The organism is Sinorhizobium sp. (assembly GCF_059070375.1).
Genome location: NZ_JCACWC010000003.1, coordinates 1,398,207 through 1,423,837 on the forward strand (window position 1 = coordinate 1,398,207; position 25,631 = coordinate 1,423,837).

A 25,631-nucleotide genomic window follows, 5' to 3' on the forward strand; every position below is an offset into this window, starting at 1 on the left:
CGCCCAACTCGTCCGGGGTGCCGCGCGCGATCTGAGGAGAACATCATGAACATCAAATGGCTGGGACATTCCGCCTTCCACATCGAAACGGCGAAAGCCAAAATCCTGATAGATCCGTTTTTCACCGGCAATCCCGCCTTTCGGGACGAGGAGCGCAAGGCCGCAACGGCGGGACTGACCCACATTCTGCTCACCCACGGCCACGGCGACCACGTCGGCGACACCGTTGCCATAGCCAAGGAAACGGGGGCGACGGTCCTTGCCAATTTCGACCTCTGCATGTGGCTCGGCCGGCAGGGTATTTCGAAGCTGGAGCCGGGCAATACGGGCGGAACCATCCAGCTCGGGAGCTTCACGGCCACATTCGTCAACGCGCTGCACTCGTCGGCGCAAATCACCGACGACGGCGTTTCGCATTCGCTCGGCAACGCCAATGGCCTTGTTCTCCATTTCGACGACGAGCCGACGCTGTATCACATGGGCGACACGGACATCTTCTCCGACATGGCGCTCGTGCAGGAACTGCACGAGCCGGAAATCGGCATCGTGCCGATCGGCGACCGTTTCACCATGGGCGGTGCCGTGGCCGCGCTCGCATGCCAGCGTTACTTCAAGTTCAATACGGCGATCCCTTGCCACTATGGCTCCTTCCCGATCATCGACCAGACGCCGGAGACCTTCGTTGCGGGCATGGACGGTGCCTCGACATTGGTCGCCCTCCCCGAGGTCGGTGGCGCAGTAACCCTCTGAAGAGGAGCGCAGCCGAACCGGAAACCGGTCGGCGCTATTCGCGAGTTGCACGTTGTGCAACTCGCCTTTATAGCGGGGGAAACTTTGCGATACCGGAGACGATCATGTCCGTAGACCTTGCCACCGTGAAGCGCGTCGCGCGCCTTGCCCGCATCGCCGTCAGCGATGAGGAAGCCGAGCGGATGACCGGCGAACTCAACGGTATCCTGGGCTTCGTCGAGCAGCTCTCCGAAGTGAATGTCGACGGAGTCGAGCCGATGACGTCGGTGATGCCGATGAAGATGAAGAAGCGCGACGACATCGTCGCGGATGGTGACAAGGCGGACGACATTGTCGCCAACGCGCCGAACTCGGATCGCAACTTCTTCCTCGTTCCGAAGGTGGTCGAATAACCACCCGCCGTCCGCCCCGCCGTTTTGAATGCGAAAGTCCGATTGCACCATGACCGACCTTACGAGCCTCACGATCGCCGAAGCCCGCGCGAAGCTTTCCGCCAAGGAGATCACCGCGGTCGAGTTGACCGACGCCTATCTTGCCGCGATCGAGGCAGCCAACCAGACGATCAACGCCTATGTCGCCGTCACTCCGGAAAAGGCGCGCGAGATGGCGAAGGCATCGGACGCCCGCATCGCGGCCGGTAAGGCCGGCGCGCTCGAGGGCATCCCGCTTGGTATCAAGGATCTCTTCGGCACGGAGGGCATCCACACGCAGGCATGCAGCCACATACTCGACGGCTTCGAGCCGCGCTACGAGTCGACCGTGACCCAGAACCTCTGGAACGACGGCGCCGTCATGCTCGGCAAGCTTAACATGGACGAGTTCGCCATGGGCTCGTCTAACGAGACCTCCTATTACGGACCGGTCAAGAACCCGTGGCGCGCTAAAGGTTCGAATCTGGACCTGGTTCCCGGCGGCTCTTCCGGCGGCTCGGCGGCCGCGGTCGCGGCGCGTCTTTGCGCCGGCGCCACCGCGACCGATACCGGCGGCTCGATTCGCCAGCCGGCGGCGTTCACCGGCACCGTCGGCATCAAGCCGACCTACGGACGCTGCTCGCGCTGGGGCGTCGTCGCCTTCGCCTCGTCGCTCGACCAGGCGGGCCCGATCGCCCGCGACGTGCGCGATGCGGCGGTCCTGTTGAAGTCGATGGCGAGCATCGATCCGAAGGACACGACATCCGTCGATCTGCCGGTGCCGGACTACGAAGCCTCGATCGGCCAGTCGATCAAGGGCATGCGGATCGGCATTCCGAAGGAATACCGCGTCGACGGCATGCCGGAGGATATCGAGGCGCTCTGGCAGCAGGGCATCGCCTGGCTCAGGGATGCCGGCGCCGAAATCGTCGATATCTCGCTGCCGCATACGAAATACGCGCTGCCCGCTTACTACATCGTCGCTCCGGCCGAAGCGTCGTCCAACCTCGCGCGTTACGACGGCGTTCGCTACGGCCTGCGCGTCGACGGCAAGGACATCATCGACATGTATGAAAAGACGCGCGCCGCCGGCTTCGGCCAGGAGGTCAAGCGTCGTATCATGATCGGCACCTACGTACTCTCCGCCGGCTATTACGATGCCTATTACCTGCGCGCGCAGAAGGTCCGGACTTTGATCAAGCGCGACTTCGAGCTCGCCTTCCAGGCGGGTGTCGATGCGATCCTGACGCCGGCCACGCCGTCCTCCGCCTTCGGCATTGCCGACGAGGACCTCGCATCCGATCCGGTGAAGATGTACCTGAACGACATCTTCACCGTGACGGTGAACATGGCCGGCCTTCCGGGTATCGCGGTGCCGGGCGGGCTCGACCGCAAGGGGCTGCCGCTCGGTCTGCAGCTCATCGGCAAGCCCTTCGAAGAAGAAACGCTGTTCAAGACGGCCCATGTCATCGAACAGGCAGCCGGCCGCTTCACGCCCTCCAAATGGTGGTGACGGCGTAAAGAGGCGTAATCTGTCGAAATCGCGGCAAACCGACCGCATCGGATGCCGGAGACGATATCTCCGGCATCCGGTGCAATTCGGATCGCCGGCGCTCAGCGGTTGTTGAGCTCCGATCTGACCAGATGCAGTCCGCGTTCGGTGATGCGATAGGGCTTACCGGCCGACGATTTGATCGCTCTCTTTCGTTTCAGCTTACGGAAAAGCTCGAGATCGACACCGGGATAGACCCAGCCGTCTCTCGTAAAGCAGCGAACGTCCGCGATCGCCTTGCCTTCGCGCGTGATTTCAATGCGGCCGCCCTGGGCCAAATGGTGAAGAATGCGCTGTTCGGCGCGTGAAATGTCCATCGTTGGAGTGTTCCGGAATGGCGTTCGTCAGAACGCAGGAAAACGTTCCGTTCTTCGTGAGAAGAGCGGGGTTTACGTTTCCGGCCCATGCACGCTTTTCAGTGGAAGCGGGCAGGGCCCTTACCGGGACTCAGACTGATGGAACATAAAGACTCCTGTCGGATATCGCGCTTTCTAGGAGATCGCCGCGCAATCGTCAAGGTTGCAATGACCGGCTGCGAGAGCCGGCATTGTCCAGTGCCCCATGTGCGGCCGCGCCTTACAAGCTTGCACCGTGGGATCAATTGCTCTACCGAGAAACCACGAATTCAGGCTTCAAAGAAGAGCATGACATGAGCATCGTCGACGTCCGCACTCCTGATCCGAAACGCTTCATTCCAGGCGCCACCGGCGACTGGGAGGTCATCATCGGCATGGAAGTCCATGCGCAGGTGCTGAGCAATTCGAAGCTGTTCTCCAGTGCGTCGACCGAGTTCGGGTCGGAGCCGAACGCCAATGTTTCGCTGGTCGATGCCGCAATGCCCGGCATGCTTCCGGTCATCAACGAGGAATGCGTCAAGCAGGCCGTGCGCACCGGCCTCGGCTTGAAGGCAAAGATCAACAATCGCTCGATCTTCGACCGGAAGAACTATTTCTATCCGGACCTGCCGCAGGGCTATCAGATCTCGCAATACAAGGATCCGATCGTCGGCGAAGGCAAGATCATCATTTCCGTCGGTCCGGATCGCCAGGGGCAGTTCGAAGACGTCGAGATCGGCATCGAGCGCCTGCATCTGGAGCAGGATGCCGGCAAGTCGATGCACGACCAGCATCCCGCCATGTCCTATGTCGACCTCAACCGGTCGGGCGTCGCGCTGATGGAGATCGTCTCGAAGCCGGACCTGCGTTCGTCGGACGAGGCGAAAGCCTATCTCACCAAGCTCCGCTCGATCCTGCGTTATCTCGGCACCTGCGACGGCAATATGGACGAGGGCTCGATGCGCGCGGACGTCAACGTCTCGGTTCGCCGCCCGGGCGAAGCTTTCGGCACGCGCTGCGAAATCAAGAACGTCAACTCGATCCGCTTCGTCGGCCAGTCGATCGAATATGAGGCCCGTCGCCAGATCGCCATCCTCGAAGACGGCGGCGCGATCGACCAGGAGACCCGTCTCTTCGATGCCAACAAGGGCGAGACCCGCTCCATGCGTTCGAAAGAAGAGGCGCACGACTACCGCTACTTCCCCGATCCGGATCTCCTGCCGCTCGAGTTCGACGATGCCTTCGTGGAAGCTCTCAAGGCCGATCTTCCCGAATTGCCGGACGACAAGAAGGAACGCTTCGTTCGCGATCTCGGTCTGTCCGTTTACGATGCGTCCGTTCTCGTCTCGGAAAAGGCGATTGCCGATTACTTCGAAGCCGTGGCCGAAGGCCGTGACGGCAAGGCGGCGGCGAACTGGGTGATCAACGATCTTCTCGGCGCGCTGAACAAGGCCGGAAAGACCATCGAGGAAACGCCGGTCTCGCCGGCGCAGCTCGGCGGTATCATCGATCTCATCAAGGACGGCACCATTTCCGGCAAGCTCGCAAAGGATCTCTTCGAAATCCTCTGGAGCGAGGGAGGCGATCCGGCCGAGATCGTCGAGAGCCGCGGTATGAAGCAGGTCACCGACACCGGTGCGATCGAGAAGGCGGTCGACGAGATCATCGCCGCCAATCCCGACCAGGTTGAAAAAGCCAAGGCGAAGCCGTCGCTCGCCGGCTGGTTCGTCGGGCAGGTGATGAAGGCAACCGGCGGCAAGGCCAATCCGCAGGCGGTGCAGGCCCTCGTAAAATCCAAGCTCGGCATCGAGGAGTGACGATGTTCTTCGTCCGTACCGCGAGCGAGCGCGACCTCGAAAAGGTTCGCGCTCTGCTAGCCGAGACGTGGCACGCGACCTACGATACGTTCTACGGTGTCGAAAAGGTCAATGAACTGACGGCGAAGTGGCATTCCGTCGAGGCCCTGCGCGCGCGCTTGCAGCGCAAGCACTCCGAGTTTGTCGTCGCCGACAACGGCAGCGAGCTTGCCGGGATGGGCTATGCCGCCATGTCCGAGTCGCTGGAAAAGACAGCCGTGTTGCACCAGCTCTATGTGCTGCCGAAGTATCAACGCCATGGCGTCGGTCGCGACATGTTCGCGGAGCTCGAGACCTGTTTCCCGGACGCGGAACGCATGCGGGTGGAGGTGGAGCCGCAGAACCTGCACGCGCTCGCCTTTTATCGCGCGCACGGATTTGTGGAAGTCGCAAAAACATCCAGTTGCGGCGACGAGCAGTCCGGCATACCGGCGCTCATCTTCGAAAAGCGTCTTTCCTGACCTTTGACGCCGCTCGCATCGATGCGACACACCCGCTTCGGCCGCCAGATGCAGGTGAAATGCCCCGCAGCCAAGAGCGGAATCACTGGACAAGCCGGAAGCGGCGCGGCATAAGCTGGGGCGAGATTTTGACATCCGGCTGGCTCCCATCGGCCGGTAAAGGACGATGCCTATGAAGCTCCTGCTGCAGATTTTCACCTGGTGGAACGGACAGACGATCGGTACCCGGTTTCACACCTGGCGCCATGGCCAGCGCGTCGGGGAAGACGAGTTCGGTAACGTCTACTACCAGGGCGGCACGGACTCCGAGGGCCGGACGCGGCGTTGGGTGATCTACAACGGCCCTGCCGAGGCGTCTGCGATCCCGCCGGGCTGGCATGGCTGGATGCACCACCGCACCGACGTCTCCCCCGCCGACGAGAAATATGTCGTACGCGAGTGGCAGAAGCCCCACCGCGCCAACCCGACCGGCACGCCCGGTGCCTATCGGCCGAAGGGGTCGATTGCCGGCGCCGGCAAGCGCCCGCGTGTGACCGGCGACTACGACGCCTGGACGCCGCGCTCCTGAGCCTGGGCTCTTCGGGTATCATCCCGCGACATTCGGGACGATCACGGCGCAGCCACATTTCGGGTTTAGCGCCTGAAGTCCATCCGGGACTAACAGCAATGTGCGGGGGATTGGCGGTAATGGCGGGTTTCTGTCTGCGGGATTTGATTGGCCGGGGAGGGCGGTTTGCTGCCATTGCCCTTCTCCTTGCCGCTCCGGTGACGTCTGCCGTCGAAACCGCGCAGGCGGCGCGCCTTTCCAACGCCGTCGCGGTCTTCTCCGGCATCGACAAGATCACCGGCCGCATCACCAGTTTTGACGTCTATATCGGCGAAACGGTGCAATTCGGTGCGCTGCAGGTAACGCCGCGCGTTTGCCACAGCCGCGACGAAACGGAAGCGCCGAAGACGACCACTTTTGTGGAGGTGGACGAAATCACGCTCGACCGGAAGATCCGCCGCATCTTCACCGGCTGGATGTTTGCCGACAGCCCGGGGCTCAATGCGGTCGAGCACCCCGTCTATGACGTTTGGCTGCAGTCCTGCAAGACCTCGTCGGACGTCCCCCCGCCGGACACGGCGGCAAAGCAATAGAGCACTTGGCAAGGCGCCTCCTGCGATCCATCTCTCTTTGCCTGCCACTCACTGGAGCGACGCAAAGCATAAGCCTTTCCTTGAGAAGGCATGATCCTCAGAATTCGAGATTTGGCGAAGCTATGGCTTTCGCGAGCAGAACTTCGTACTGAGCCTTGGGCACGTCGACTGCGCCGAAGGACTTCAGGTGTTCGGTCGTGAATTGCGTGTCGAGGAGCCGAAATCCCTTGGACCTCAATCGCTCGACCAGATGGACGAGGCAGATCTTCGATGCGTCGGTGCGCCGCGAGAACATGCTCTCGCCGAAAAAGGCTGCGCCGAGTGAAACGCCGTAGAGCCCGCCGACGAGTACGTCTCCCTCCCATGCCTCGACGCTGTGCGCATGGCCCATTTGGTGCAGGGCCGCATAGAGGGAGCGGATCGTGTCGTTGATCCAGGTCGTCGGCCTGTCCCGTGCGGGCTGCGCGCACCCCTCCATGACCTCAGCGAAGGCCGTATCGAAGCGAATGTCGAAGGGACGTCTGCGGATCGCCTTGGCGAGGCTGCGCGAGACGTGAAACCGGTCCAGCGGAATGATGCCGCGAATCTCGGGCTCGACCCAGAAAAGTTCAGGATCGTCGGCCGAGTCGGCCATGGGGAAGAGACCGATCGAGTAGGCGCGCAACAACATGTCCGGCGTGATATCCGGTTGTTTGCTGCGCGTCTCCTTCAATGTCGTATCCTATGCGGATGTTGTGGCCAGATGGTGCTCCAGCCAATGGATATCATAATCGCCGTTTGCGATATCCTGATTGTTGATCAGGTCCTGAAAAAGGGGAAGAGTCGTCTTGATGCCGTCGATGACAAATTCATCGAGTACGCGGCGAAGCCGCATCATGCATTCGACGCGCGTCCGGCCGTGGACGATCAGTTTACCGATCAGGCTGTCATAGTAGGGGGGGATACGGTAACCCTGATAGGCGCCGCTGTCGACGCGCACACCGAGGCCGCCCGGGGCGTGGAAATGCGTGATCGTGCCCGGAGAAGGAACGAAGGTGCGCGGATCTTCGGCATTGATGCGGCATTCGATGGCGTGACCGGAGAAGACGATATCCTCCTGCTTGGCAGAGAGGCCGGCTCCGGACGCCACGCGAATCTGCTCGTGCACGAGGTCGATCCCGGTGATCGCTTCGGTAATCGGGTGTTCGACCTGCAGGCGCGTGTTCATCTCGATGAAGTAGAACTCGCCGTTCTCGTAGAGGAACTCGATCGTGCCGGCGCCGCGATATTTCAACTTCTTCATCGCCTCGGCGCAGATTTGACCGATCTTCATGCGCTGTTCGACGTTCAGGGCCGGGGAATTGGCTTCTTCCCAGACCTTCTGATGGCGGCGCTGCAGCGAGCAGTCGCGTTCACCGAGATGGATCGCATTGCCCTCGCCATCCCCGACGACCTGGATTTCGATATGGCGCGGCTTGCCGAGAAACTTCTCCATGTAGACCGCGTCGTTGCCGAATGCGGCCGCCGCTTCGGAACGTGCCGTCGCAACCGCATTTTCGAGTTCCTCCTCGGTGCGGGCGACCTTCATGCCGCGGCCACCACCACCCGCCGTCGCCTTGATCAGCACGGGGAATCCGATCTGGCGGGCGATCTCCAGGGCGTTCTCCGGCTTCACTTCGCCATCGGAGCCCGGAACCACCGGAATGCCGAGTTCTTCCGCCGTCTTCTTGGCGGTGATCTTGTCGCCCATGAGGCGGATGTGCTCGGCAGTCGGTCCGATGAAAGTGATGCCGTGCGCATCGAGGATATCGGCGAACTTGGCGTTCTCCGAGAGGAAGCCGTAACCCGGATGCACCGCATCCGCACCGGTGATCTCACAGGCGGCAACGATCTGATGGATGTTCAGATAGCTCTCGCGCGAAGGCGGCGGGCCGATGCAGACGCTCTCGTCGGCGAGCCGGACATGCATGGCGTCGCTGTCCGCCGTCGAGTGCACGGCCACGGTCGCGATGCCGAGCTCCTTGCAGGCGCGCAGGACGCGCAGAGCAATTTCGCCGCGATTGGCAATGAGGATTTTCGAGATCATCGCCACCGTGCCCTATTCGATCACGATCAGGGGTTCGCCATATTCGACCGGGGCGGCGTCCTGCACGAGAATTTCCGTCACCTTGCCGGAGCGGGGGGCCGGAATCTGGTTCATCGTCTTCATTGCCTCGATGATCAGGATCGTCTGACCTTCCTTTACCACCGCACCGACTTCGATGAAGGGGCGGGAGCCCGGAGCCGGGGCGAGATAGGCGGTGCCGACCATGGGGGCCGTCACTGCGTTCTTGGCATTGTGACCGCCTTCGGCGGCACCCTGGGGCGCACCAGCCGGCTGGCCGGCGGCGATGGCGGGCGGCACCTGGTAGGCGGGCATCGCCGGCATGGACATGGCAACAGGCGTGCCGTTCCGCGAAACGCGGATGCGCAGATCGTCCTGCTCCACTTCGATCTCGGTGAGGTCGGTATCGTTAAGGATATTGGCGAGATCACGGATCAGCGCCTGATCGATACCCGGTTTCTTTTCAGCCATGGGATATGAGCCTCGTGTTCTTCTTATTTGGATTTTTCCGTCAGGTTCTTTAGCGCATGCAGCGCCAGAATGTAACTCTGTGCGCCGAAACCGCAGATAACGCCTTTGACGGCTGGCGCGATCATCGACTTGTGCCGGAATTCTTCGCGCGCATGAATATTGGAAAGATGCAGCTCCACCACGGGGACGGTGATCGCCCGAATGGCATCGTGCATGGCGATGGAGGTGTGTCCGTAGGCGGCGGGATTGATGGCGATGCCGACTGCCTTTTCGCCAGCCTCGTGTAACCAGTCGACCAACGTGCCTTCATGGTTCGACTGCCGGAAGTCGACGTCGAAGCCGAGGTGTCTGGCCTCCTCCTTGCACATCGCTTCGATGTCGGCAAGCGTCTTGCCGCCATAGATACTCGGTTCGCGTTTGCCGAGCGCGTTCAGGTTTGGGCCGTTCAGCACAAAGATAGTCGAAGGCATAAGGGAATCCGGTCCGGTGATGGAGGGTTACCTATAGACTGATGGTTCCCCGAGGAAAAGCCCCCTGGGTACCCGCGGGCTTTGTCCACAAGTCGTGCTGTTCCGATAGGGGCGGTGGCCGGCCGGGCGTCAGCAGGCGGTCTTGCCGCACGCACGCATGTTGGCGACCTTCTGTTCGATCTCTGGCGCCCCGACAGCGCCGAAGACCGCCTCGTTGCCGACGACGTAGGAAGGCGTTCCCGTGATGCCGAGCTCGTTGGCGAGCGTATAGGCTTCGCGCATCGAGGCATCATACGGCCCGTCATCCATCTTTTCGCGCAACTGCGCTTCCGTCACGCCGAGCTTGGCCGCAACGGCGATCGCGGTTTCCTCCGTCGCGCGCTCCTCTCCCCCGAGCAGGGCGCGATGGAAATCGCCGTATTTCTCTGGTGCGATCACGCGGAAGGCGGCGCTGACCTTGTGGGCCGCGAGCGAGTCCGGCCCGAGAATTGGGAGCTCCTTGAGAACGAAGCGGACATTCTTGTCCTTGGCGAGGATGTCGTCCATGTCGGAGAGAGCCCGTTTGCAATAGCCGCAGTTGTAATCGAAGAACTCGACGATCGTCACATCGCCGTCCGGATTGCCGAGGGCAATGTCGTAGGCAGAGTTGAAGATCGCCTTCTTGTTGTCGGCGATTGCCGCCTGAGCGGTTTCCTGCTGCTTGGCCCGCTGCTTGGAGGTGAGGGCTTCCTGCACTTCCAGCATGATCTCCGGATTGGCGAGCAGGTACTCCTTGATGAAGGCGCCGAATTCCTCCTTCTGCTTGGCATCGAGCGCCGCCGCGGGACCGGGCAGGGCGACGCCGGCAGCAAGCGCGATCAGGGATGCTGCGGCAATCATCTTCATCTTGAGCGTCATTCTTTCCTCGTGGTCTGCTGTTCTATGTCGGTCGTAGGCTCCGCACGCTTGCGTCAATGCGCCAGTTTGAAGACGACGACAAGTCCCGGCTTGCGCCGACTGGTTGAAGCATAGGGCGTGGCGGAGGGAAACGAAACGGCAAAATCGGCCGAATTGCGGCGTTCGCGGACTTGTGAAGCCGCGAGCGATGGGGCAAAGGGCATCAAGAAACTCGCGAGGACCTTCCTTTGGCACAGATGTCGAAACGCAGCGCAGTCGAGCCGTTCCACGCCATGGATGTGCTGGCCGAGGCCACGCGGCGGCGCGATTCCGGCCACCCGGTCATATCCATGGCGGTCGGTCAGCCCGCGCATCCGGCGCCGAAAGCGGCACTCGATGCAGCAAGGAGGGCACTCGATCACGGTCGGCTCGGCTATACGGACGCTCTTGGCACACTCTCCCTGAAGAGGGCGATTGCCGCTCACTATCACAGCCGACACGGCATCACGCTCGATCCGCAGCGGATTGCGGTGACGACCGGATCGTCGGCCGGGTTCAATCTCGCTTTTCTCGCCCTGTTCGATCCGGGCGATCGCGTGGCTATCGCCCGCCCGGGCTATCCCGCCTATCGCAACATCATGGCCGCGCTCGGGCTCGAAGTGGTCGAGATCGAAGCCAATGCCGATGCCGGCTTCACTTTGACCCCGGACAGCCTGGAGCGCGCCGCCGCACGGGGCGGAAAACCGTTGAAGGGCGTGCTTCTCGCAAGCCCGGCGAACCCGACGGGAACGGTGACCGGCAAGGCGCAGCTGAAGGCGCTCGCCGATTATTGCCGGGACCACTCGATCGCCTTCATTTCCGATGAGATCTATCACGGCCTTACTTTCGCCGGGGAGGAGACGACGGCGCTTGAAGTCGCCGACGACGCCGTCGTGATCAACTCCTTCTCCAAATATTACTGTATGACCGGTTGGCGCATCGGCTGGATGGTTCTACCCGAGGCGCGGGTGCGTGCCTTCGAGCGCATTGCGCAGAGCCTCTATATTTCGCCGCCGGAGCTGTCACAGATTGCCGCGGAGGCGGCTCTCGGCGCACATGAGGAGCTCGACGGCTACAAGCGTGCCTATGCCGCGAACCGGGCACTGCTGCTCGAACGGCTGCCGCAGATCGGCTTCTCGATCGCCTCGCCGATGGACGGCGCATTTTACGCCTATGCGGATGTCAGCCGCTTCACCAATGACAGCATGGCCTTCGCCCGTCGGATGCTGGCCGAGATCGACGTCGCGGCAACGCCCGGCTTCGACTTCGATCCCGTCGAAGGGCATCGCACCATGCGCTTTTCCTATGCGGGCGCGGCTATCGAGATGGAGGAGGCGATGAACCGCATCGCGCGCTGGCTGGCCTAAGGCCTGTTGAGATTCGGGCCGCCCGCGGCGCTTGTTTGATTTCCTCATTCCTGTGCTTGTCACAGGAATGAGGGTAGCGCCGCGTCTGCGGCGCGGGAAGCGTTCTTTCAGCCCAAGGACTTGGGCTGGCTGGATTCCTGCGACAAGCACAGAAATGAGGAAATCAACCAAGCCGTCGCGGGTAGTTGCGCCGGCTTTTACCAGTTGCCGGGGTCTGCGGTGTGATCGACACTGGCAAACTCATCTGCCTTTTTCCGGTCCAGTGTCAGGTTGGTTGCGAGCTTCGTTTCATCCGTGACCGAATAATGCAAAGGGGCCGGCCCGTTGGTCAGTTGCTGATACATGAGCAAGGCAGCTTCCTCGGCAGTGTCGGCTTCGAACTCTTCCGTAACGATGACTGTGAACTTGTGCATGGCCTCGTCCTCCCTCTGGAAAGTATAGAGCGGGATAAGGAAAACTATGTGCGGCTTTCCGTCCGGAAAGGGCGGAGTTTTTCAATGGGGCAGCTCACACCTGAGCCGCCACGCGTCCCGGCCATGAAAAAGCCCGGATCGCTCCGGGCTATTTCTTTGCTTCTTAGAAGAAACCGCGGCGCTGCCACCAGCCGCCCTTTTTGGGTTTTGCCGGCTCCTCTTCGCCCTCGCTTTTGCTGGACGTCACGACCGGCTCGGTAGCGATCGCCGACAGATCCCGGTTTGCGCGCGCAGGCTTTGCACCTTCCAGATCGGCAACAGCTTCCTCCACCGCCTCAGGGGCGGCTTCGGGTGTTTCGGGTTGGGACTCGACGGCCTTCTCGGCTCCTTCGTCGACACTCTCGGCCGGCGCCTCGGCCTTGACTGCCTTCTTGCGGCTGCGCCGGGGTTTTGCCGGTTTCGGCTCCTCCGCTGCTGCCTCGACGGCAGCGGCTGCCGCGATATCCGGCGACGTCTCCTCGGCTGCCGCGGCTGGGAGGACTTCCGCCTCTGCGTCGTCACCGGCCGCTTCGCCGGCTTCTGCAGCCACGCCGGCCTCGCCCTCGGCTTCAGCAAGTTCATCCTGACGACTGCGGCGGCCGCCACGCTTGCCGCGGCGGCGACGCTTGCGCTTCTGCTCGCTATCGCCATTCAGGGCATCCGTGGCGTCGCCTTCATCCTCGGCATCGTCCACGGCGCCTTCATCGCCGGTCTCGTCCTCAGCCGCGTCGGCGGCCTCAGCGAAGGCTTCGTCCGCCCCCTGACCCGTACCCTTGCCGCGCCGGCGGCGACGACGCTTGCGCTTGCGGCCGCCTTGCTCGTCGGTCTGACCCTTTTTCTGGTCCTGACGCTCGGCAGCAATCTCTTCCGCTTCCTCTTCGTCGGTCTCCTCCTCGATGAGGACCTCTTCTTCGTCTTCCGGCTCCGGCTCGAACTGCAGGATCTGGTCGATCCTCACCGGATTTTCGACCGGTTCACCGCGATCGATCGCGAAGTGCTGCGCACCGACATGGGCGTCCGCTTCGATGAAGATGGAGACACCGAAGCGCTGTTCGTAGTCCGTGATCGAGCTGCGCTTCTGATTGAGCAGGTAGAGCGCGATATCGGGTGTCGTGCGCACGCTGATGTCGTGCGTGGTGTTCTTGAGCAGATGTTCCTCGATGCCGCGCAGAACATGCAGGGCAACGGAGGATTGCGAACGAATATGGCCCGTGCCGTTGCAGTGCGGGCAGGTCTGCATCGTGCTTTCCAGCACCGAGGCGCGAATGCGCTGGCGAGACATTTCGAGCAGGCCGAAATGCGAGATGCGGCCGACCTGGATACGGGCCCGATCGTTCTTCAGGCAATCCTTGAGCTTCTTCTCGACGGAGCGGTTGTTCCGCTTCTCTTCCATGTCGATGAAGTCGATCACGATCAGGCCGGCAAGGTCGCGAAGGCGCAATTGCCGCGCTACTTCCTCGGCTGCCTCGAGATTCGTCTGGAGAGCCGTATCCTCGATCGAGTGTTCGCGCGTCGAACGACCGGAGTTCACATCGATGGAAACCAGAGCTTCGGTCTGGTTGATGATGATGTAGCCGCCAGACTTCAGCGTCACCTGCGGCTGCAGCATGCGATCGAGCTGCGCTTCGATGCCGGAGCGGGAGAAGATCGGATGCACGTCGCGATAGGGCTGCACGACCTTTGCGTGGCTCGGCATCAGCATCTTCATGAAGCCCTTGGCTTCCTTGTAGCCTTCCTCGCCCGAAACGACGATCTCGCTGATGTCCTTGTTGTAGAGATCACGGATCGATCGCTTGATAAGGCTGCCCTCCTCGTAGACGAGGCAGGGGGCAGTAGAGTTCAGCGTCAGCGTGCGGACGTTCTCCCACAGCCGCATGAGGTATTCGAAGTCGCGCTTGATCTCGACTTTCGTGCGATTGGCCCCGGCGGTGCGCAGGATCACACCCATTCCCTGCGGCACGTCGAGACCGCGGGCGATTTCCTTCAGACGCTTGCGGTCCTGCAGGTTGGTGATCTTGCGCGAAATGCCGCCGCCGCGCGCCGTGTTCGGCATGAGAACGGAGTAGCGGCCTGCGAGCGAAAGATAGGTCGTGAGTGCCGCACCCTTGTTGCCGCGCTCTTCCTTTGCGACCTGAACCAGCAGGATCTGCCGGCGCTTGATCACCTCCTGAATGCGGTATTGCTTGCGCGGCTTGCGGATATGACGATCCGCTACCTCTTCCATGGCATCTTCGGCGCCGACGGATTCGATGATTTCCTTTTCGCCGTCGTGATTGTCGTCGTCATCGTCGTCGTCACGCTGACGACGCGCGTCGATATCCTCGGAGATCGAATCGGTATCGACCACCGCGGCCATTTCGTTCTTGTCGCCTTCACCGTCTTCCGACGGGCCGCCCTCAGGCGCCACGGGCTCTTCGCCGGCCTTCGGCTTCGCGCGGCGGGTACGCTTCGGCTTGGCCTTGGCCTTCGGCTTCTCCGCAGCGGCCTCGGCGGCTTCTCCGGCTGCCTCGGCGGCTTCGGCCTGTGCCACGACTTCGGCAACCGTATCGCCGGCCGGCGCGGATTTCTGTTCCGCCACGGTGTCGTTCGGCTCGTCATCGTCGCGGCGAGCCTCTTCGGCTTCCGCCTTCAACAGGGCCTGACGATCGGCGAGGGGGATCTGGTAGTAGTCGGGATGGATTTCGGCGAAGGCCAGAAACCCGTGGCGATTGCCGCCGTAATCGACGAAGGCCGCCTGGAGCGACGGCTCCACTCTGGTTACCTTCGCCAGGTAGATATTGCCGCGGATCTGCTTCTTATGTTCCGATTCGAAATCGAATTCTTCTATGCGGTTCCCGCGTACGACAACGACGCGCGTCTCCTCTGAGTGAGACGCATCGATAAGCATTTTCTCTGCCATCTAAGCTGTGCTCCTCGGCGCGGCGGGACGACAGACAGAGTGCCTTTTTCAAGAAGGCTGTCGAAGACGTCGGAGGCTGCGCCGGATATGAAAGGTCCTGTTTGGCGCAGGCGATGGTGCAGCAGCCAGACGGCAGCCGGAACGCTGGGGTCCCGGGGCCGCTCTACTTCTGACCGATACTGCTGAGTCACATCAAAGACCAAACAAGAATGCCAATGTCCTGGACCTCTGGAAGAGGCCCGATGAATGCGCCCGCTTGCGGGCATCCGGTGAAATTCACCATCAAGAACTCCGGCCACCGCCGGAAATTTGCGAACCAGTATACGGAGGAGGAAATGCGGCGACGGCGGATGAATTCCTGCGGCCGCGGAAGCTTGATACGGTTGCAACCGGTTGTTCCGGCTCGATCACTCCCTGGCGCCAAGCTCGTCTAAAAGCTCCGGCTGCCCGGCCGACGATTCTATCCCGTCAACACTTTCTCCTTGTGACGCTTTTATGTTTTCCATGTCACATTGGCAAGGGAAAAGCCTTTACCGCCACAATATTGATCGATTCGCTTGCGCGGGTGTAACCGGACCTTCAGGAGAAGACAGCGCCGGCTGACGGGCGGTGCGACGGCCTCCGCGTCAAGCTTTGGTTAACCCTGAGGGTTCATTGGTTGAGGGGCGGATAGGGGGTGCCGGGGAGACCTTCGCCGGTACGTTGATTGGATGAATGCGGGGTTTCAGGTGAGGCGTTCGGCGACTAGGCTGTGTTCCATGGAGGCGATCGGGCGTCGTCGCGGTATGCGCGCGCTCGTCGCTGCCTTTGGTGCCGTTTTGCTTCTCCTGTCGCCCGTGGCGGGCGTGCGCGCCGGCGAGCCGGTGCCTCTCCTCGCCTATGCCGCGCGGATTGCCGGCGACGATGCCCGCACGCGCTTGGTCATCGAGTTCGATCGCGAGCCGGCCTTCTCCATCCACTACGTCGCCAATCCTTTTCGCGTCATCGTCGATCTGCCGGAAACGTCGTTCGGACTGAAACCGGAGAGCCTGCAGCCTCGCGGGTTGTTCGACGCCATCCGCTACGGCGGAATGGGGGCAGGGGCCTCGCGGCTTGTGCTCTCCGCCAAGGGGCCGACGGAGGTGACCCATGCGGAAGTGAAGCCGGTGGAGGACGGGAAGGGCTTTCGCCTCGTGCTCGATGCGGAGAGGATCGGCCAGGACCGCTTCGACAAGCTCCTGGCCGAGCAGCAGTGGACCGGCACGGTGCCCTCCGCCAAGACCGACCGGCCTGCCGCCGCGCCACCCCCGAAGGCCGGCGTCTTCGTGGTTGCGATAGATGCCGGCCATGGCGGAATCGATACCGGTGCAATCGGTGGCGTCACGAAAACCGAAGAGAAACACGTGACCCTGGCCTTCGCGAAGGAGCTGGTGGAACGGCTCAATCACGAACCCGGCATCGAGGCGTTTCTGACGCGGGAGCGCGACGAATTTCTCTCCCTCCCTCAACGCGTGCAGATTGCACGCCAGCGAGGCTCCAACCTGTTCATTTCGGTTCACGCCGACACATTACGGCAGAAGGATATTCGGGGAGCCACGGTCTACACGATCTCCGACAAGGCGTCCGACCACCTCGCAGCCGATCTTGCCGCACGCGAGAATCTCTCCGACGAGATTGCCGGGATTCCGCTCGAAAGCGAGCCGGCCGAAGTCGCGGATATCCTCATCGATCTCACCCGCCGCGAAACGCAGGCTTTCTCGGTCAACCTCGCCCGAAGCGTCATTTCCTCGTTCGAAGGGCAGATCAAGCTGATCAACAATCCGCACCGCCATGCGGGGTTCCGGGTCCTGCAGGCGCCGGACGTGCCCTCGGTGCTGCTCGAGCTCGGCTTCCTGTCGAACAAGGAAGATGAGAAGCAACTGCTCGATGCGGAATGGCGGAAGAAGGTATCCGCGCTGCTTGCGGACGCCGTTCAGCGCTACCGGAACACCGCGGTTGCAAACGGCGGTTGAATGCGCAGGGCATTCCGGGATCGCTGATCTCGTCCCAGCCCGGCGCCACGGAATGGGGATGTGATTTGTGTCGAGCCGGTAACAGCGATATGCTTTTCAGCGGATGCGCACTGTATAATCCGGTAACAGCCCTATTTTACTCACAATCCGGGCCCCTTAGGGGGAGGGCGTCCCGATTTGTGGGAAACGGTGTTGATGCTTCAGGTTCCTGGCCATATGAGGGAGCCCAAACGCGTGTAACTGAAAATGCCGGACGATTTCTTTGGAAGAGTTTGGCGAAGTCGGCTTCCTTTCGCGGAAAACGAGCGTTCGGGCACTCGGCGACCTCGCAATGGGACGATAATTAGATACCGGTACCTGACTGATGATCAGACTGATTGGATATTTTTTTGGCATTGGTGCGTTTCTGCTGCTTGGCACAGCCGCGGCCGTCGCGATCTATCTCGGCGGCATCACCAAGGACTTGCCCGACTATGAGGTGCTGGCCAATTATGCACCGCCGGTGACGACGCGCTTCCATGCGGGTAACGGCGCGCTGATGGCCGAATATGCGCGCGAGCGCCGGCTGTATCTGCCCATTCAGGCGATACCCGATCGCGTCAAGGCCGCATTCATCTCGGCGGAAGACAAGAATTTCTACCGGCATCCGGGTGTCGACGTGACGGGCCTTGCGCGCGCCATCGTCGTCAATGTGCAGAATTTCGGCTCCGGTCGGCGCCCGGTCGGAGCGTCGACGATCACCCAGCAGGTCGCCAAGAATTTCCTTCTGAGCTCCGACCAGACGCTCGATCGCAAGATCAAGGAAGCGATCCTCTCCTTCCGCATCGAACAGGCCTACAGCAAGGACCGCATTCTCGAACTCTATCTCAACGAGATTTTCTTCGGGCTGAATTCCTACGGCATCGCCGGGGCGGCGCTGACCTATTTCGACAAGTCGGTGACGGAACTGACGATTGCCGAGACCGCCTATCTTGCGGCCCTGCCCAAGGGGCCGGCCAATTATCACCCGTTCCGCGAGGTCGAGGCTGCGATCGAGCGCCGCAACTGGGTGATCGATCGGATGGTCGAAAATGGATACGTCACCAAGGCTGACGGCGAGGAGGCAAAGCAACAACCGCTCGGCGTCAAGCCGCGGCGCGGCGGCGCGCACCTCTTCGCCTCCGATTTCTTCGCCGAAGAAGTGCGTCGTCAGATCATCCAGAAATACGGCGACAAGGCCCTTTACGAGGGCGGGCTTTCCGTGCGCACGTCGCTGGATCCGCGGCTGCAGATTGCGGCGCGCAAGGCGCTTCAGGACGGGCTTTTGAACTACGACGAGCGGCGAGGCTTTCACGGTCCGGTGAAGACAATCGAGATCGGCGGCGACTGGGGCGAGCCGCTGAGCAAGATCCCCATGCTCAGCGACGTGCCGGAATGGAAACTGGCGGTCGTGCTCTCTGTAGACAGCGAAGGCGCCGAAATCGGCGTCCAGCCGGAAAAGGAAGTCTCGGGCAAGATCGTGCCTGAACGGGTGACCGGGCGGATTGCCGCCAAGAACATGCAGTGGGCCTATCGCTCCGCGGGCGGAAAGCGCAAGAACGCCAAGTCGCCGGAGGGGGTCTTCGGGCCGGGCGACGTCGTCTATGTCGAGCCGTTGCAAGAGCCCGGCGAATATCGGCTGCGCCAGCCGCCGAAGGTTCAGGGCGGATTGGTCGCGATGGACCCGCATACCGGCCGCGTGCTGGCGATGGTCGGCGGGTTTTCCTACGGACAGTCCGAGTTCAACCGCGCGACTCAGGCGATGCGCCAGCCCGGTTCCGCCTTCAAACCCTTCGTCTACGCGGCCGCCCTCGACAACGGCTATACCCCGGCATCGGTCATTCTGGATGCGCCTATCGAGATCGTCGCGGGCGGTCAGGTCTGGCGGCCCGAAAACTACGGCGGCGGCTCTGCCGGACCGTCGACGCTCCGCCTCGGCATCGAAAAATCGCGCAACCTGATGACGGTCCGGCTTGCCAACGACCTGGGCATGAACATCGTCGCCGAATATGCCGAACGTTTCGGGATCTACGACAAGATGGCGCCGCTTCTTGCGATGTCCCTCGGTTCCGGCGAAACGACGGTGCTGCGTCTCGTGTCCGCCTATGCCGTCATCGCCAATGGCGGCAAGCAGATCAAGCCGTCGCTGATCGACCGAATCCAGGACCGTTACGGCAAGACCATCTTCCGCCACGAGGACCGGGCCTGCGAGAATTGCAATGCCGACCATTGGGAAGCTCAGGAAGAGCCGGTGCTGATCGACAATCGCGAGCAGGTCCTCGACCCGATGACCTCCTATCAGATCACCTCCATGATGGAAGGCGTAGTCGCGCGGGGGACCGCGGCAGGCAAGATCAAACTCGATCGCCCTGTCGCGGGCAAGACCGGCACGACCAATGACGAGAAGGACGCCTGGTTCGTGGGTTACACTCCCGACCTCGTCGCGGGGCTCTATCTCGGCTTCGACGACCCGGCACCGCTCGGGCGCGGGTCGACCGGCGGCGGCCTGTCGGCGCCGATCTTCAACGCCTTCATGCAGAAGGCGGTGGAGGGTACCCGTCCCGGCAAGTTCGTCGTGCCGGAAGGCATGAGCCTTATTCCCGTCAACCGCAAGACCGGCATGGCGGCCGTCGAGGGCGAGCCGGACACGATCATCGAAGCCTTCAAGCCGGGCACCGGCCCTGCGGACACCTTCTCGGTCATCGGCGACCTCGACGAATATGCGCCGCCGGAAGAAATATTGAGAACCTCTCCGCAGGCCAACCAGGCGGTAACCTCCGGCTCCAACGGACTGTTCTGACCCTTTCCATTGCACGCGGTGCCCGTCGCCTTTACATCGGCGGCGGGCACCGCTATTTGACCGTCACGTTGGAAAAGTCACCTGAAGAAGCAGGATCATGCGCAGCGAAATCGAGAACATCGTCGACGAAATCAAGCAGGCCATAAGCCTGCTGAGGAGGCATCTTTGACTGGGATCAGGCGGTAAGACGACTGGACTGGTTGAACAACAAGGCGGAAGATCCGTCGCTCTGGAACGATGCGGCCGAGGCGCAGAAACTGATGCGCGAGCGCCAGCAGCTCGACGATGGCATCAATGGCCTGCGCCGCTTCGAGCAGCAGCTCAACGACAACATCGAGCTCATCGAACTCGGTGAAGAGGAGGGCGATTCGGCGATCGTCTCGGAGGCCGAGGAAGCGCTTCGCCAATTGCGCGGCGAGGCGGCGAAGAAGCAGGTCGAGGCCATGCTTTCGGGCGAGGCCGACCAGAACGACACTTATCTCGAAGTCCATTCGGGCGCCGGCGGCACGGAAAGCCAGGACTGGGCGAACATGCTGCTTCGCATGTATACGCGATGGGCCGAACGCCAGGGCTACAAGGTCGAGCTCATGGAAATCCAGGACGGGGAAGAAGCAGGCATCAAATCCGCTACGCTTCTCGTCAAGGGGCACAATGCCTATGGCTGGCTGAAGACGGAATCGGGCGTGCATCGCCTCGTCCGCATTTCTCCCTATGACAGCAACGCTCGCCGCCATACGTCCTTTTCGTCCATCTGGGTCTATCCCGTCGTGGACGAATCGATCCAGATCGACATCAATGAAAGCGATTGCCGGATCGATACGTACCGCTCCTCGGGCGCCGGCGGTCAGCACGTCAATACGACCGATTCGGCCGTGCGCATCACCCATATGCCGAGCGGCATCGTGGTGCAGTGCCAGCAGGAACGCTCGCAGCACAAGAACCGCGCCAAGGCATGGGACATGCTTCGCGCGCGGCTCTACGAGGCTGAACTGAAGAAGCGCGAGGAGGCCGCCAACGTCGAGGCGGCGTCGAAGACCGATATAGGCTGGGGTCACCAGATCCGCTCCTACGTCCTTCAGCCCTATCAGTTGGTCAAGGATTTGAGGACGGGCGTCGAAAGCACCAGCCCGGGCGACGTGCTCGACGGTGAACTGAACGAGTTCATGGAGGCAGCCCTTGCACATCGCGTCAGCGGTGGCGCGGATGCGGCCGTCGACGACCTGAGCTGATTGCCGTTGCCCCGGTATTGAGGGGGCGAGGGGAAATTCCTTTCGGGATGGGCGGCGTGCGGTCTGCGCTGAAAGCCGCCCCTCATCCGGCCTGCCGGCCACCTTCTCCCCCGCAAGCGGGGCGAAGGGGGCTCGCGGCGGGCCCTAGTCCCCTTCGCCACCGCATCCACAAGCATGGCGGATTTGGCTAATGACAAGTTATAAAGGTGCCGGCAGGCGGATGAGGGGCGAAGTTCAGTGACCCTCAATTCGTCGCGCGCTCGATCTTGATGTCGCCGAGCTCGTCGATGAGGACCGTCCAGGACTCGGGCTCGGTCGCGCCCGCTTCGGTCTTCAGATAAACCGTCGCGAACATTCCCGGCTGCGGCGTGATCCCTGTCGAGGTTTCGGGGCGAATATCGGTGACATAGGGCTTCAGCGCCGTGAATTCCTCCAGTTCCGCGGAGGAAACCACCTCGGGACCGGTCGGAGTGGAGGCGATCTGCTGCAGATGGACGTGCGCGGTGCCGTCCTCCTGTCGAACGGCAATCAGTTTATAATAGCCGCGCCGCCCACCGGGCGCCGCAGTCTTCGCACCCTTTTCGCCATCCCTGCTTTCGTCCGGCTGCGGCGCGCCGCCGCTCTCCTCCCAAAAGCCCGTGCTCGTCACGAAGATGACGTTCGGGGGCAGGAGGCCATTGTCCTGAGCAAAAAGCGCGCTTGAGGGCAGGGTCAGGCAGAGCGCTATCAGCAGGGCCTTGTGCATTGTGGATAATCCTTCGCAACCGAACGCCGGGACCGCGAGGCACGCTACCGCCCGTGATCATACCATATCGGTCTTGCAACGTGTGATTTCAATTGGAAAACTGCTCGGCGAGAATGCGATCGGACCAGGAATGATCCGGATCCGAAAGGATCCGCGCCGTGAGCTTCTCCGATTCGGCGATGCGGACATGCACGACGGACTTGACTTCCTGGTGGTCTGCCACGGCGTTGACCGGGCGCTTGTCGGCCTCGAGGATTTCGATGTCCACCGTCACGTGATTCGGCAACAGCGCCCCGCGCCAGCGCCGCGGCCGGAAAGGGCTGACGGGCGTCAACGCCAGAAGCGGCGCTTCCAATGGCAGGATCGGCCCGTGCGCAGAAAGATTATAGGCGGTGGAGCCCGCAGGCGTCGCCAGAAGCAGCCCGTCGCAGGTCAGTTCGTCGAGCCGCGTCTTTCCGTCTACGATGACCTTCAACTTCGCGGCCTGGTAGGACTGGCGGAAAAGGTAGACCTCGTTGATGGCAAGCGCGGTGAACTTGTCGCCGTTGACGTCCGTGGTGCGCATCTCGAGCGGATGAAATGCGTTTTCGTCCGCATTGGCGATGCGCTGATGCAGGTTCTCGGTGCTGTAGCGGTTCATCAGGAACCCGACCGAGCCGCGGTTCATTCCGTAGACGAGCTTGCCGGTATTCATCGTCCTGTGGAGCGTGTGCAGCATGAAGCCATCGCCGCCAAGCGCGACGATCACTTCGGCCTTGTCCGCATCATGATCTCCGTAGAGGGCCCGGAGATCCTCGGCCGCCTTCTGCGCTTCCTCTGCCGGCGATGCGATGAAGGCGAGGGAGTTGAACTTGCGGGCCATGAACTCAGTCCGTCTGTCATTGCGGGGGCAGGGGCGCTTCCGCTTGTTTTCGCGTCAATTTAGGCGGGCGGCGCTGTAGACGCCACGGTCGCTTTTTCTGGCACGGCCTCGGCACGAACGCATCCGAAAAATTGGGAGAAGCCGCATTTTTGCTTTACACCGGGAGAGAATATGGTAACTCCCAGCCCTAATATGCCCTTATAGCTCAGTTGGTAGAGCGGCTGATTTGTAATCAGTAGGTCGGGAGTTCGAGTCTCTCTGGGGGCACCATATCGCTTCCGCCGTTGTTTTTCCTTCACTTTGGTATTGATCCGTACTCGGAATGGAGACGCGGAAATCCTCTCGCCGATTTGTCCGGAGGGCGGCCGCACTATGTCCAACAGGCCCTCATATGGCCCTGCTGCACTCCGCTTCGGCGGGCCAACATGAGAAGCGAAGCAGCCTCATGAAGCTCCGGGGCGCAGCCCCAAAGGCTCATAGAACCGCAGCAGGTATCCGTCGGGATCTGCGACCACGAACTGGCGATTGCCGACCTCTTCCTCACCCCGTCGATACCAGCGTTCCTCGAGGGGGAGGTAGAGCGCGATTCCCTTGTCGGTCAAGGCTCGAACAAGGGCATCGGCTGAGGCAACGCGAATTTGGACGTTCAGCCCCTTTCCAAAGGGATAACTCTGCGGAAGGTGGCCGTCATCGAAGGTGCGCCCCGCGCCGATCTGATCGAGCATGAGTTCCGCGCCGTCCCGACTGAGATAACAAAAGCCCTCTTCCGGCCGTTCGTAGTCGCACGAGAAACCGAGGATATTACAGTAGAATTCTTTGGAAGCCTGCCAATCGGAGACAGCAAACTCTGGTACCAGCGCGTTACTCATCTTCAAGTCCTCCGGACATCTTCAAGTCCTCCGGGTTCCCACATGCCTCGCCTTACCGATCATCCTCGTCCTCGGCGCCCGATAACGCTTCGCTTCGAGGCGAATACGGGCGGGACGCACGAAACACCATCATCAAATCTCGAACGACGCGGCCGGCCTCGGGTCGACCTCGCGGCAGCGCTCCAGCGCCTTGATCAGATTTTCCGCCAGAAAGTCGATGAGGGCGCGGGTCGCGGGCAGCAGGCCGTGGCGTGAGGGGAAGACGAGGTGGACCATGACGTTGCCGGAGGTCCACTCCGGCAGGACCGGAACGAGGGCGCCGGTTCGGAAGGCGCGCTCGCAGATATGGTCGGGCAGCAGCGCTATGCCCATGCCTTCGATGGCCGCGCGCTCGAGGATGAGAAAATCGCTGCAGCCAACGATGGGCCGGTGAGCGATCTCGATCGCTCCCCCGGTTGCGTGTACGAGCCGCCAGACATCATTGGGGTGCTGCTCGTTCATCGACAGCGTCGGCATTTGCGAAAGATTGTCGGTCGTGATCTCACCGAGGCGCGCGAGAAGCGTCGGGCTGGCGGCGAGGCGTTGGCGCACTTCGCCGAATTTGCGGACGATCAGCTGGCTGTCGGTGTCGAGCTGGTCGCGTGCGCGCAAGGCCACGTCGATCCGTTCCTCGATGAGATCGATCCGCCGGTTGGAGGCGGTGATCAACAGGCGGACACCCGGATATCGGCGGTGAAAGGCGGGCAGGATGTCGGCGAGCATCGGTGTGAAGCCGATAGGACAGGCGAGCCGGACGACGCCCGTCGGCTCGGCGCGCACTGCGGCGATCTCGGCTTCGGCGGCGGCCACGCCGTCGAGCAGCCCCTGGGCGTGCTCGTAAAAGATACGGCCGATTTCGGTCATTCGAAGCTTGCGCGTCGAGCGCTCGAGCAGACGCACGCCCAATTGCTCCTCCAGGCGTGCGACATGTTTGCTGAGCTTCGATTTCGGCACGTTCAGGTCGCGCGCGGCGGCGCTGAAGCCATTGTGTTTGACGACTGCGGCGAAGAGCGCGATATCGTTGAGATCCTGCATGAGTGCCTCCCATCAAAGGCGGTATCGACGTTCGGTGCGGCTCCCCGTCGATTGGAGGGTGACGATTGGAGCTCAGGGGGCCATCTGCCGCGATATATGCCGAATTGTTTCCCTGGGGAAACGGAATGTCAAATATTCGCTGACTTATCGAATGATTGTTTGCAGATCATATGTGATGCACCGCAACGTAAGCAAAGGTGCTTCCCATGAAAATCCTTTATATCGACTCCGGCATTCTCGGCGAACACTCCGTCTCCCGCCGCCTGACGTCGGCAATCGTGTCGCAGCTCAAGGCCGACCAGCCCGATGCGGAGATCACCTATCGGGATCTCGCATCCGAACGCGTTCCGCACCTGACCGGCGCACAGATCATGGCGCCTGCAGATCTCGATGGTGTCGATGCCGCTCTGGCCGCCGATGTGCGCATCGGCCGCCAGATGCTCGAGGAATTCCTGGCTGCCGACACGGTCGTCGTCGGTGCGCCGATGTATAACTTCTCGATCCCGAGCCAGCTCAAGGCGTGGATCGACCGTCTGGCCGTTGCCGGCAAAACCTTCCGCTATACCGAAGCAGGACCGGAGGGCCTCGCCAAGGGCAAGAAGGTGATCGTCGCCTCCACCCGTGGCGGTCATTATTCGGTCGCCCCGGCTTCCGCCATGGACCACCAGGAAACCTATCTGCGGTCGGTCTTCGGTTTCTTCGGCATAACGGACATCGAGTTCATCCGCGCAGAGGGCCTGAATCTCGGCCCCGACCAGAAGCAGTTCGCCATAGCCGAAGCCGAAAAGACGATTGCTCAGGGCAACGTTCTGAAGCTCGCAAGCTAATCATTCGGCCGGCGCCGTGGCGCCGGTTCGTTGCGGAGGATGCCGGCCGAGCAAT

At 61.8% G+C, this 25,631-nt stretch carries 24 protein-coding genes and 1 tRNA gene; 13 read left to right on the plus strand and 12 right to left on the minus strand.

Annotated features, from left to right (window positions below):
• The first annotated feature begins 45 nt into the window (after nucleotides 1–45).
• The 3 genes from AC5J09_RS18710 (at nucleotide 46) to gatA (ending at nucleotide 2,673) form a co-directional block, all read left to right on the plus strand.
• A complete protein-coding gene (locus AC5J09_RS18710; protein WP_494298198.1) occupies nucleotides 46–750 on the plus strand; it encodes a metal-dependent hydrolase in 705 nt (234 codons plus the stop codon).
• 104 nt (nucleotides 751–854) lie between these two features.
• Nucleotides 855–1,142 (plus strand): Asp-tRNA(Asn)/Glu-tRNA(Gln) amidotransferase subunit GatC, encoded by a 288-nt coding sequence (gene gatC / locus AC5J09_RS18715; protein ID WP_494298199.1) that lies wholly within the window; start codon nucleotides 855–857, stop codon nucleotides 1,140–1,142.
• Nucleotides 1,143–1,191: 49 nt separating this feature from the next.
• Complete coding sequence (gatA, locus tag AC5J09_RS18720) at nucleotides 1,192–2,673, plus strand: Asp-tRNA(Asn)/Glu-tRNA(Gln) amidotransferase subunit GatA (protein WP_100672220.1); 1,482 nt, start codon at nucleotides 1,192–1,194, stop codon at nucleotides 2,671–2,673.
• 101 nt (nucleotides 2,674–2,774) lie between these two features.
• Here the strand turns inward: gatA and AC5J09_RS18725 are convergent, their stop codons facing one another.
• Nucleotides 2,775–3,029, minus strand: coding sequence for a YjhX family toxin (locus AC5J09_RS18725; RefSeq protein WP_018094884.1), 255 nt, complete (start codon nucleotides 3,027–3,029; stop codon nucleotides 2,775–2,777).
• A gap of 332 nt (nucleotides 3,030–3,361) precedes the next feature.
• Between AC5J09_RS18725 and gatB the strand changes: the two genes are divergently transcribed.
• The 4 genes from gatB to AC5J09_RS18745 all read left to right on the plus strand — a co-directional run bounded on the left by gatB (nucleotide 3,362) and on the right by AC5J09_RS18745 (nucleotide 6,504).
• Nucleotides 3,362–4,864: an Asp-tRNA(Asn)/Glu-tRNA(Gln) amidotransferase subunit GatB gene (gene gatB, locus AC5J09_RS18730; RefSeq protein WP_018094885.1), complete on the plus strand. Its 1,503-nt coding sequence runs from the start codon at nucleotides 3,362–3,364 to the stop codon at nucleotides 4,862–4,864.
• Between the two features lie 2 nt (nucleotides 4,865–4,866).
• Nucleotides 4,867–5,364, plus strand: coding sequence for a GNAT family N-acetyltransferase (locus AC5J09_RS18735; RefSeq protein ID WP_494298200.1), 498 nt, complete (start codon nucleotides 4,867–4,869; stop codon nucleotides 5,362–5,364).
• A 172-nt stretch (nucleotides 5,365–5,536) separates the two neighbouring features.
• A complete protein-coding gene (locus tag AC5J09_RS18740; RefSeq protein WP_018094887.1) occupies nucleotides 5,537–5,932 on the plus strand; it encodes an NADH:ubiquinone oxidoreductase subunit NDUFA12 in 396 nt (131 codons plus the stop codon).
• A 119-nt stretch (nucleotides 5,933–6,051) separates the two neighbouring features.
• Nucleotides 6,052–6,504, plus strand: a complete 453-nt coding sequence (locus tag AC5J09_RS18745) for a DUF2155 domain-containing protein (protein ID WP_018094888.1) — start codon at nucleotides 6,052–6,054, stop codon at nucleotides 6,502–6,504.
• A 97-nt stretch (nucleotides 6,505–6,601) separates the two neighbouring features.
• On the opposite strand, the gene aat is transcribed toward AC5J09_RS18745, so the two are convergent.
• The 5 genes from aat to AC5J09_RS18770 form a co-directional block, all read right to left on the minus strand.
• Nucleotides 6,602–7,216 carry a leucyl/phenylalanyl-tRNA--protein transferase gene (gene aat / locus AC5J09_RS18750; protein WP_018094889.1) on the minus strand — a complete coding sequence of 205 codons (615 nt, stop codon included), beginning with the start codon at nucleotides 7,214–7,216 and terminating at the stop codon, nucleotides 6,602–6,604.
• Between the two features lie 9 nt (nucleotides 7,217–7,225).
• Nucleotides 7,226–8,569: an acetyl-CoA carboxylase biotin carboxylase subunit gene (gene accC / locus AC5J09_RS18755; protein WP_100672224.1), complete on the minus strand. Its 1,344-nt coding sequence runs from the start codon at nucleotides 8,567–8,569 to the stop codon at nucleotides 7,226–7,228.
• Between the two features lie 12 nt (nucleotides 8,570–8,581).
• On the minus strand, nucleotides 8,582–9,058 hold the full coding sequence (accB, locus tag AC5J09_RS18760; RefSeq protein WP_003533074.1) for an acetyl-CoA carboxylase biotin carboxyl carrier protein: 477 nt from the start codon (nucleotides 9,056–9,058) through the stop codon (nucleotides 8,582–8,584).
• A gap of 23 nt (nucleotides 9,059–9,081) precedes the next feature.
• Complete coding sequence (gene aroQ, locus AC5J09_RS18765; RefSeq protein ID WP_494298201.1) at nucleotides 9,082–9,528, minus strand: type II 3-dehydroquinate dehydratase; 447 nt, start codon at nucleotides 9,526–9,528, stop codon at nucleotides 9,082–9,084.
• Nucleotides 9,529–9,657: 129 nt separating this feature from the next.
• Entirely contained in the window at nucleotides 9,658–10,425 is a 768-nt protein-coding gene (locus AC5J09_RS18770) for a DsbA family protein (protein WP_100672226.1), read from the minus strand.
• A gap of 227 nt (nucleotides 10,426–10,652) precedes the next feature.
• Here AC5J09_RS18770 and AC5J09_RS18775 point away from each other — a divergent pair, with 227 nt between their 5' ends.
• Nucleotides 10,653–11,810 carry a pyridoxal phosphate-dependent aminotransferase gene (locus AC5J09_RS18775; RefSeq protein WP_100672228.1) on the plus strand — a complete coding sequence of 386 codons (1,158 nt, stop codon included), beginning with the start codon at nucleotides 10,653–10,655 and terminating at the stop codon, nucleotides 11,808–11,810.
• Between the two features lie 197 nt (nucleotides 11,811–12,007).
• Here the strand turns inward: AC5J09_RS18775 and AC5J09_RS18780 are convergent, their stop codons facing one another.
• Nucleotides 12,008–12,223: a hypothetical protein gene (locus AC5J09_RS18780; RefSeq protein WP_494298203.1), complete on the minus strand. Its 216-nt coding sequence runs from the start codon at nucleotides 12,221–12,223 to the stop codon at nucleotides 12,008–12,010.
• A 163-nt stretch (nucleotides 12,224–12,386) separates the two neighbouring features.
• Nucleotides 12,387–15,161, minus strand: coding sequence for an Rne/Rng family ribonuclease (locus AC5J09_RS18785; protein ID WP_494298205.1), 2,775 nt, complete (start codon nucleotides 15,159–15,161; stop codon nucleotides 12,387–12,389).
• Nucleotides 15,162–15,919: 758 nt separating this feature from the next.
• Between AC5J09_RS18785 and AC5J09_RS18790 the strand changes: the two genes are divergently transcribed.
• The 3 genes from AC5J09_RS18790 (at nucleotide 15,920) to prfB (ending at nucleotide 21,199) form a co-directional block, all read left to right on the plus strand.
• A complete protein-coding gene (locus AC5J09_RS18790; protein ID WP_494298207.1) occupies nucleotides 15,920–17,152 on the plus strand; it encodes an N-acetylmuramoyl-L-alanine amidase in 1,233 nt (410 codons plus the stop codon).
• Nucleotides 17,153–17,516: 364 nt separating this feature from the next.
• Nucleotides 17,517–19,970, plus strand: a complete 2,454-nt coding sequence (locus tag AC5J09_RS18795; RefSeq protein ID WP_494298208.1) for a penicillin-binding protein 1A — start codon at nucleotides 17,517–17,519, stop codon at nucleotides 19,968–19,970.
• A 97-nt stretch (nucleotides 19,971–20,067) separates the two neighbouring features.
• A protein-coding gene (gene prfB, locus AC5J09_RS18800; protein ID WP_100672234.1) for a peptide chain release factor 2 occupies nucleotides 20,068–21,199 on the plus strand; the annotation gives its coding sequence in 2 pieces (ribosomal slippage) (nucleotides 20,068–20,136 and nucleotides 20,138–21,199; 1,131 coding nt in all).
• A 244-nt stretch (nucleotides 21,200–21,443) separates the two neighbouring features.
• On the opposite strand, the gene AC5J09_RS18805 is transcribed toward prfB, so the two are convergent.
• Together AC5J09_RS18805 and AC5J09_RS18810 are read right to left on the minus strand one after the other, a co-directional pair.
• Nucleotides 21,444–21,944, minus strand: coding sequence for a hypothetical protein (locus AC5J09_RS18805; protein WP_494298209.1), 501 nt, complete (start codon nucleotides 21,942–21,944; stop codon nucleotides 21,444–21,446).
• An 88-nt stretch (nucleotides 21,945–22,032) separates the two neighbouring features.
• The gene (locus tag AC5J09_RS18810; protein WP_018094900.1) at nucleotides 22,033–22,806 is read right to left on the minus strand and encodes an NAD kinase; all 774 of its coding nucleotides are present in this window, start codon (nucleotides 22,804–22,806) and stop codon (nucleotides 22,033–22,035) included.
• A 194-nt stretch (nucleotides 22,807–23,000) separates the two neighbouring features.
• Between AC5J09_RS18810 and AC5J09_RS18815 the strand changes: the two genes are divergently transcribed.
• Nucleotides 23,001–23,076, plus strand: a tRNA-Thr gene (locus tag AC5J09_RS18815).
• Nucleotides 23,077–23,249: 173 nt separating this feature from the next.
• Here AC5J09_RS18815 and AC5J09_RS18820 read toward each other — a convergent pair.
• Together AC5J09_RS18820 and AC5J09_RS18825 are read right to left on the minus strand one after the other, a co-directional pair.
• Nucleotides 23,250–23,675 carry a bleomycin resistance protein gene (locus AC5J09_RS18820; protein WP_100672237.1) on the minus strand — a complete coding sequence of 142 codons (426 nt, stop codon included), beginning with the start codon at nucleotides 23,673–23,675 and terminating at the stop codon, nucleotides 23,250–23,252.
• A 132-nt stretch (nucleotides 23,676–23,807) separates the two neighbouring features.
• A complete protein-coding gene (locus tag AC5J09_RS18825; RefSeq protein WP_411932877.1) occupies nucleotides 23,808–24,749 on the minus strand; it encodes a LysR family transcriptional regulator in 942 nt (313 codons plus the stop codon).
• A gap of 206 nt (nucleotides 24,750–24,955) precedes the next feature.
• On the opposite strand from AC5J09_RS18825, the gene AC5J09_RS18830 reads away from it, so the two are divergent.
• Nucleotides 24,956–25,576, plus strand: a complete 621-nt coding sequence (locus AC5J09_RS18830) for an FMN-dependent NADH-azoreductase (protein ID WP_494298211.1) — start codon at nucleotides 24,956–24,958, stop codon at nucleotides 25,574–25,576.
• The last annotated feature ends 55 nt before the right edge of the window (nucleotides 25,577–25,631 follow it).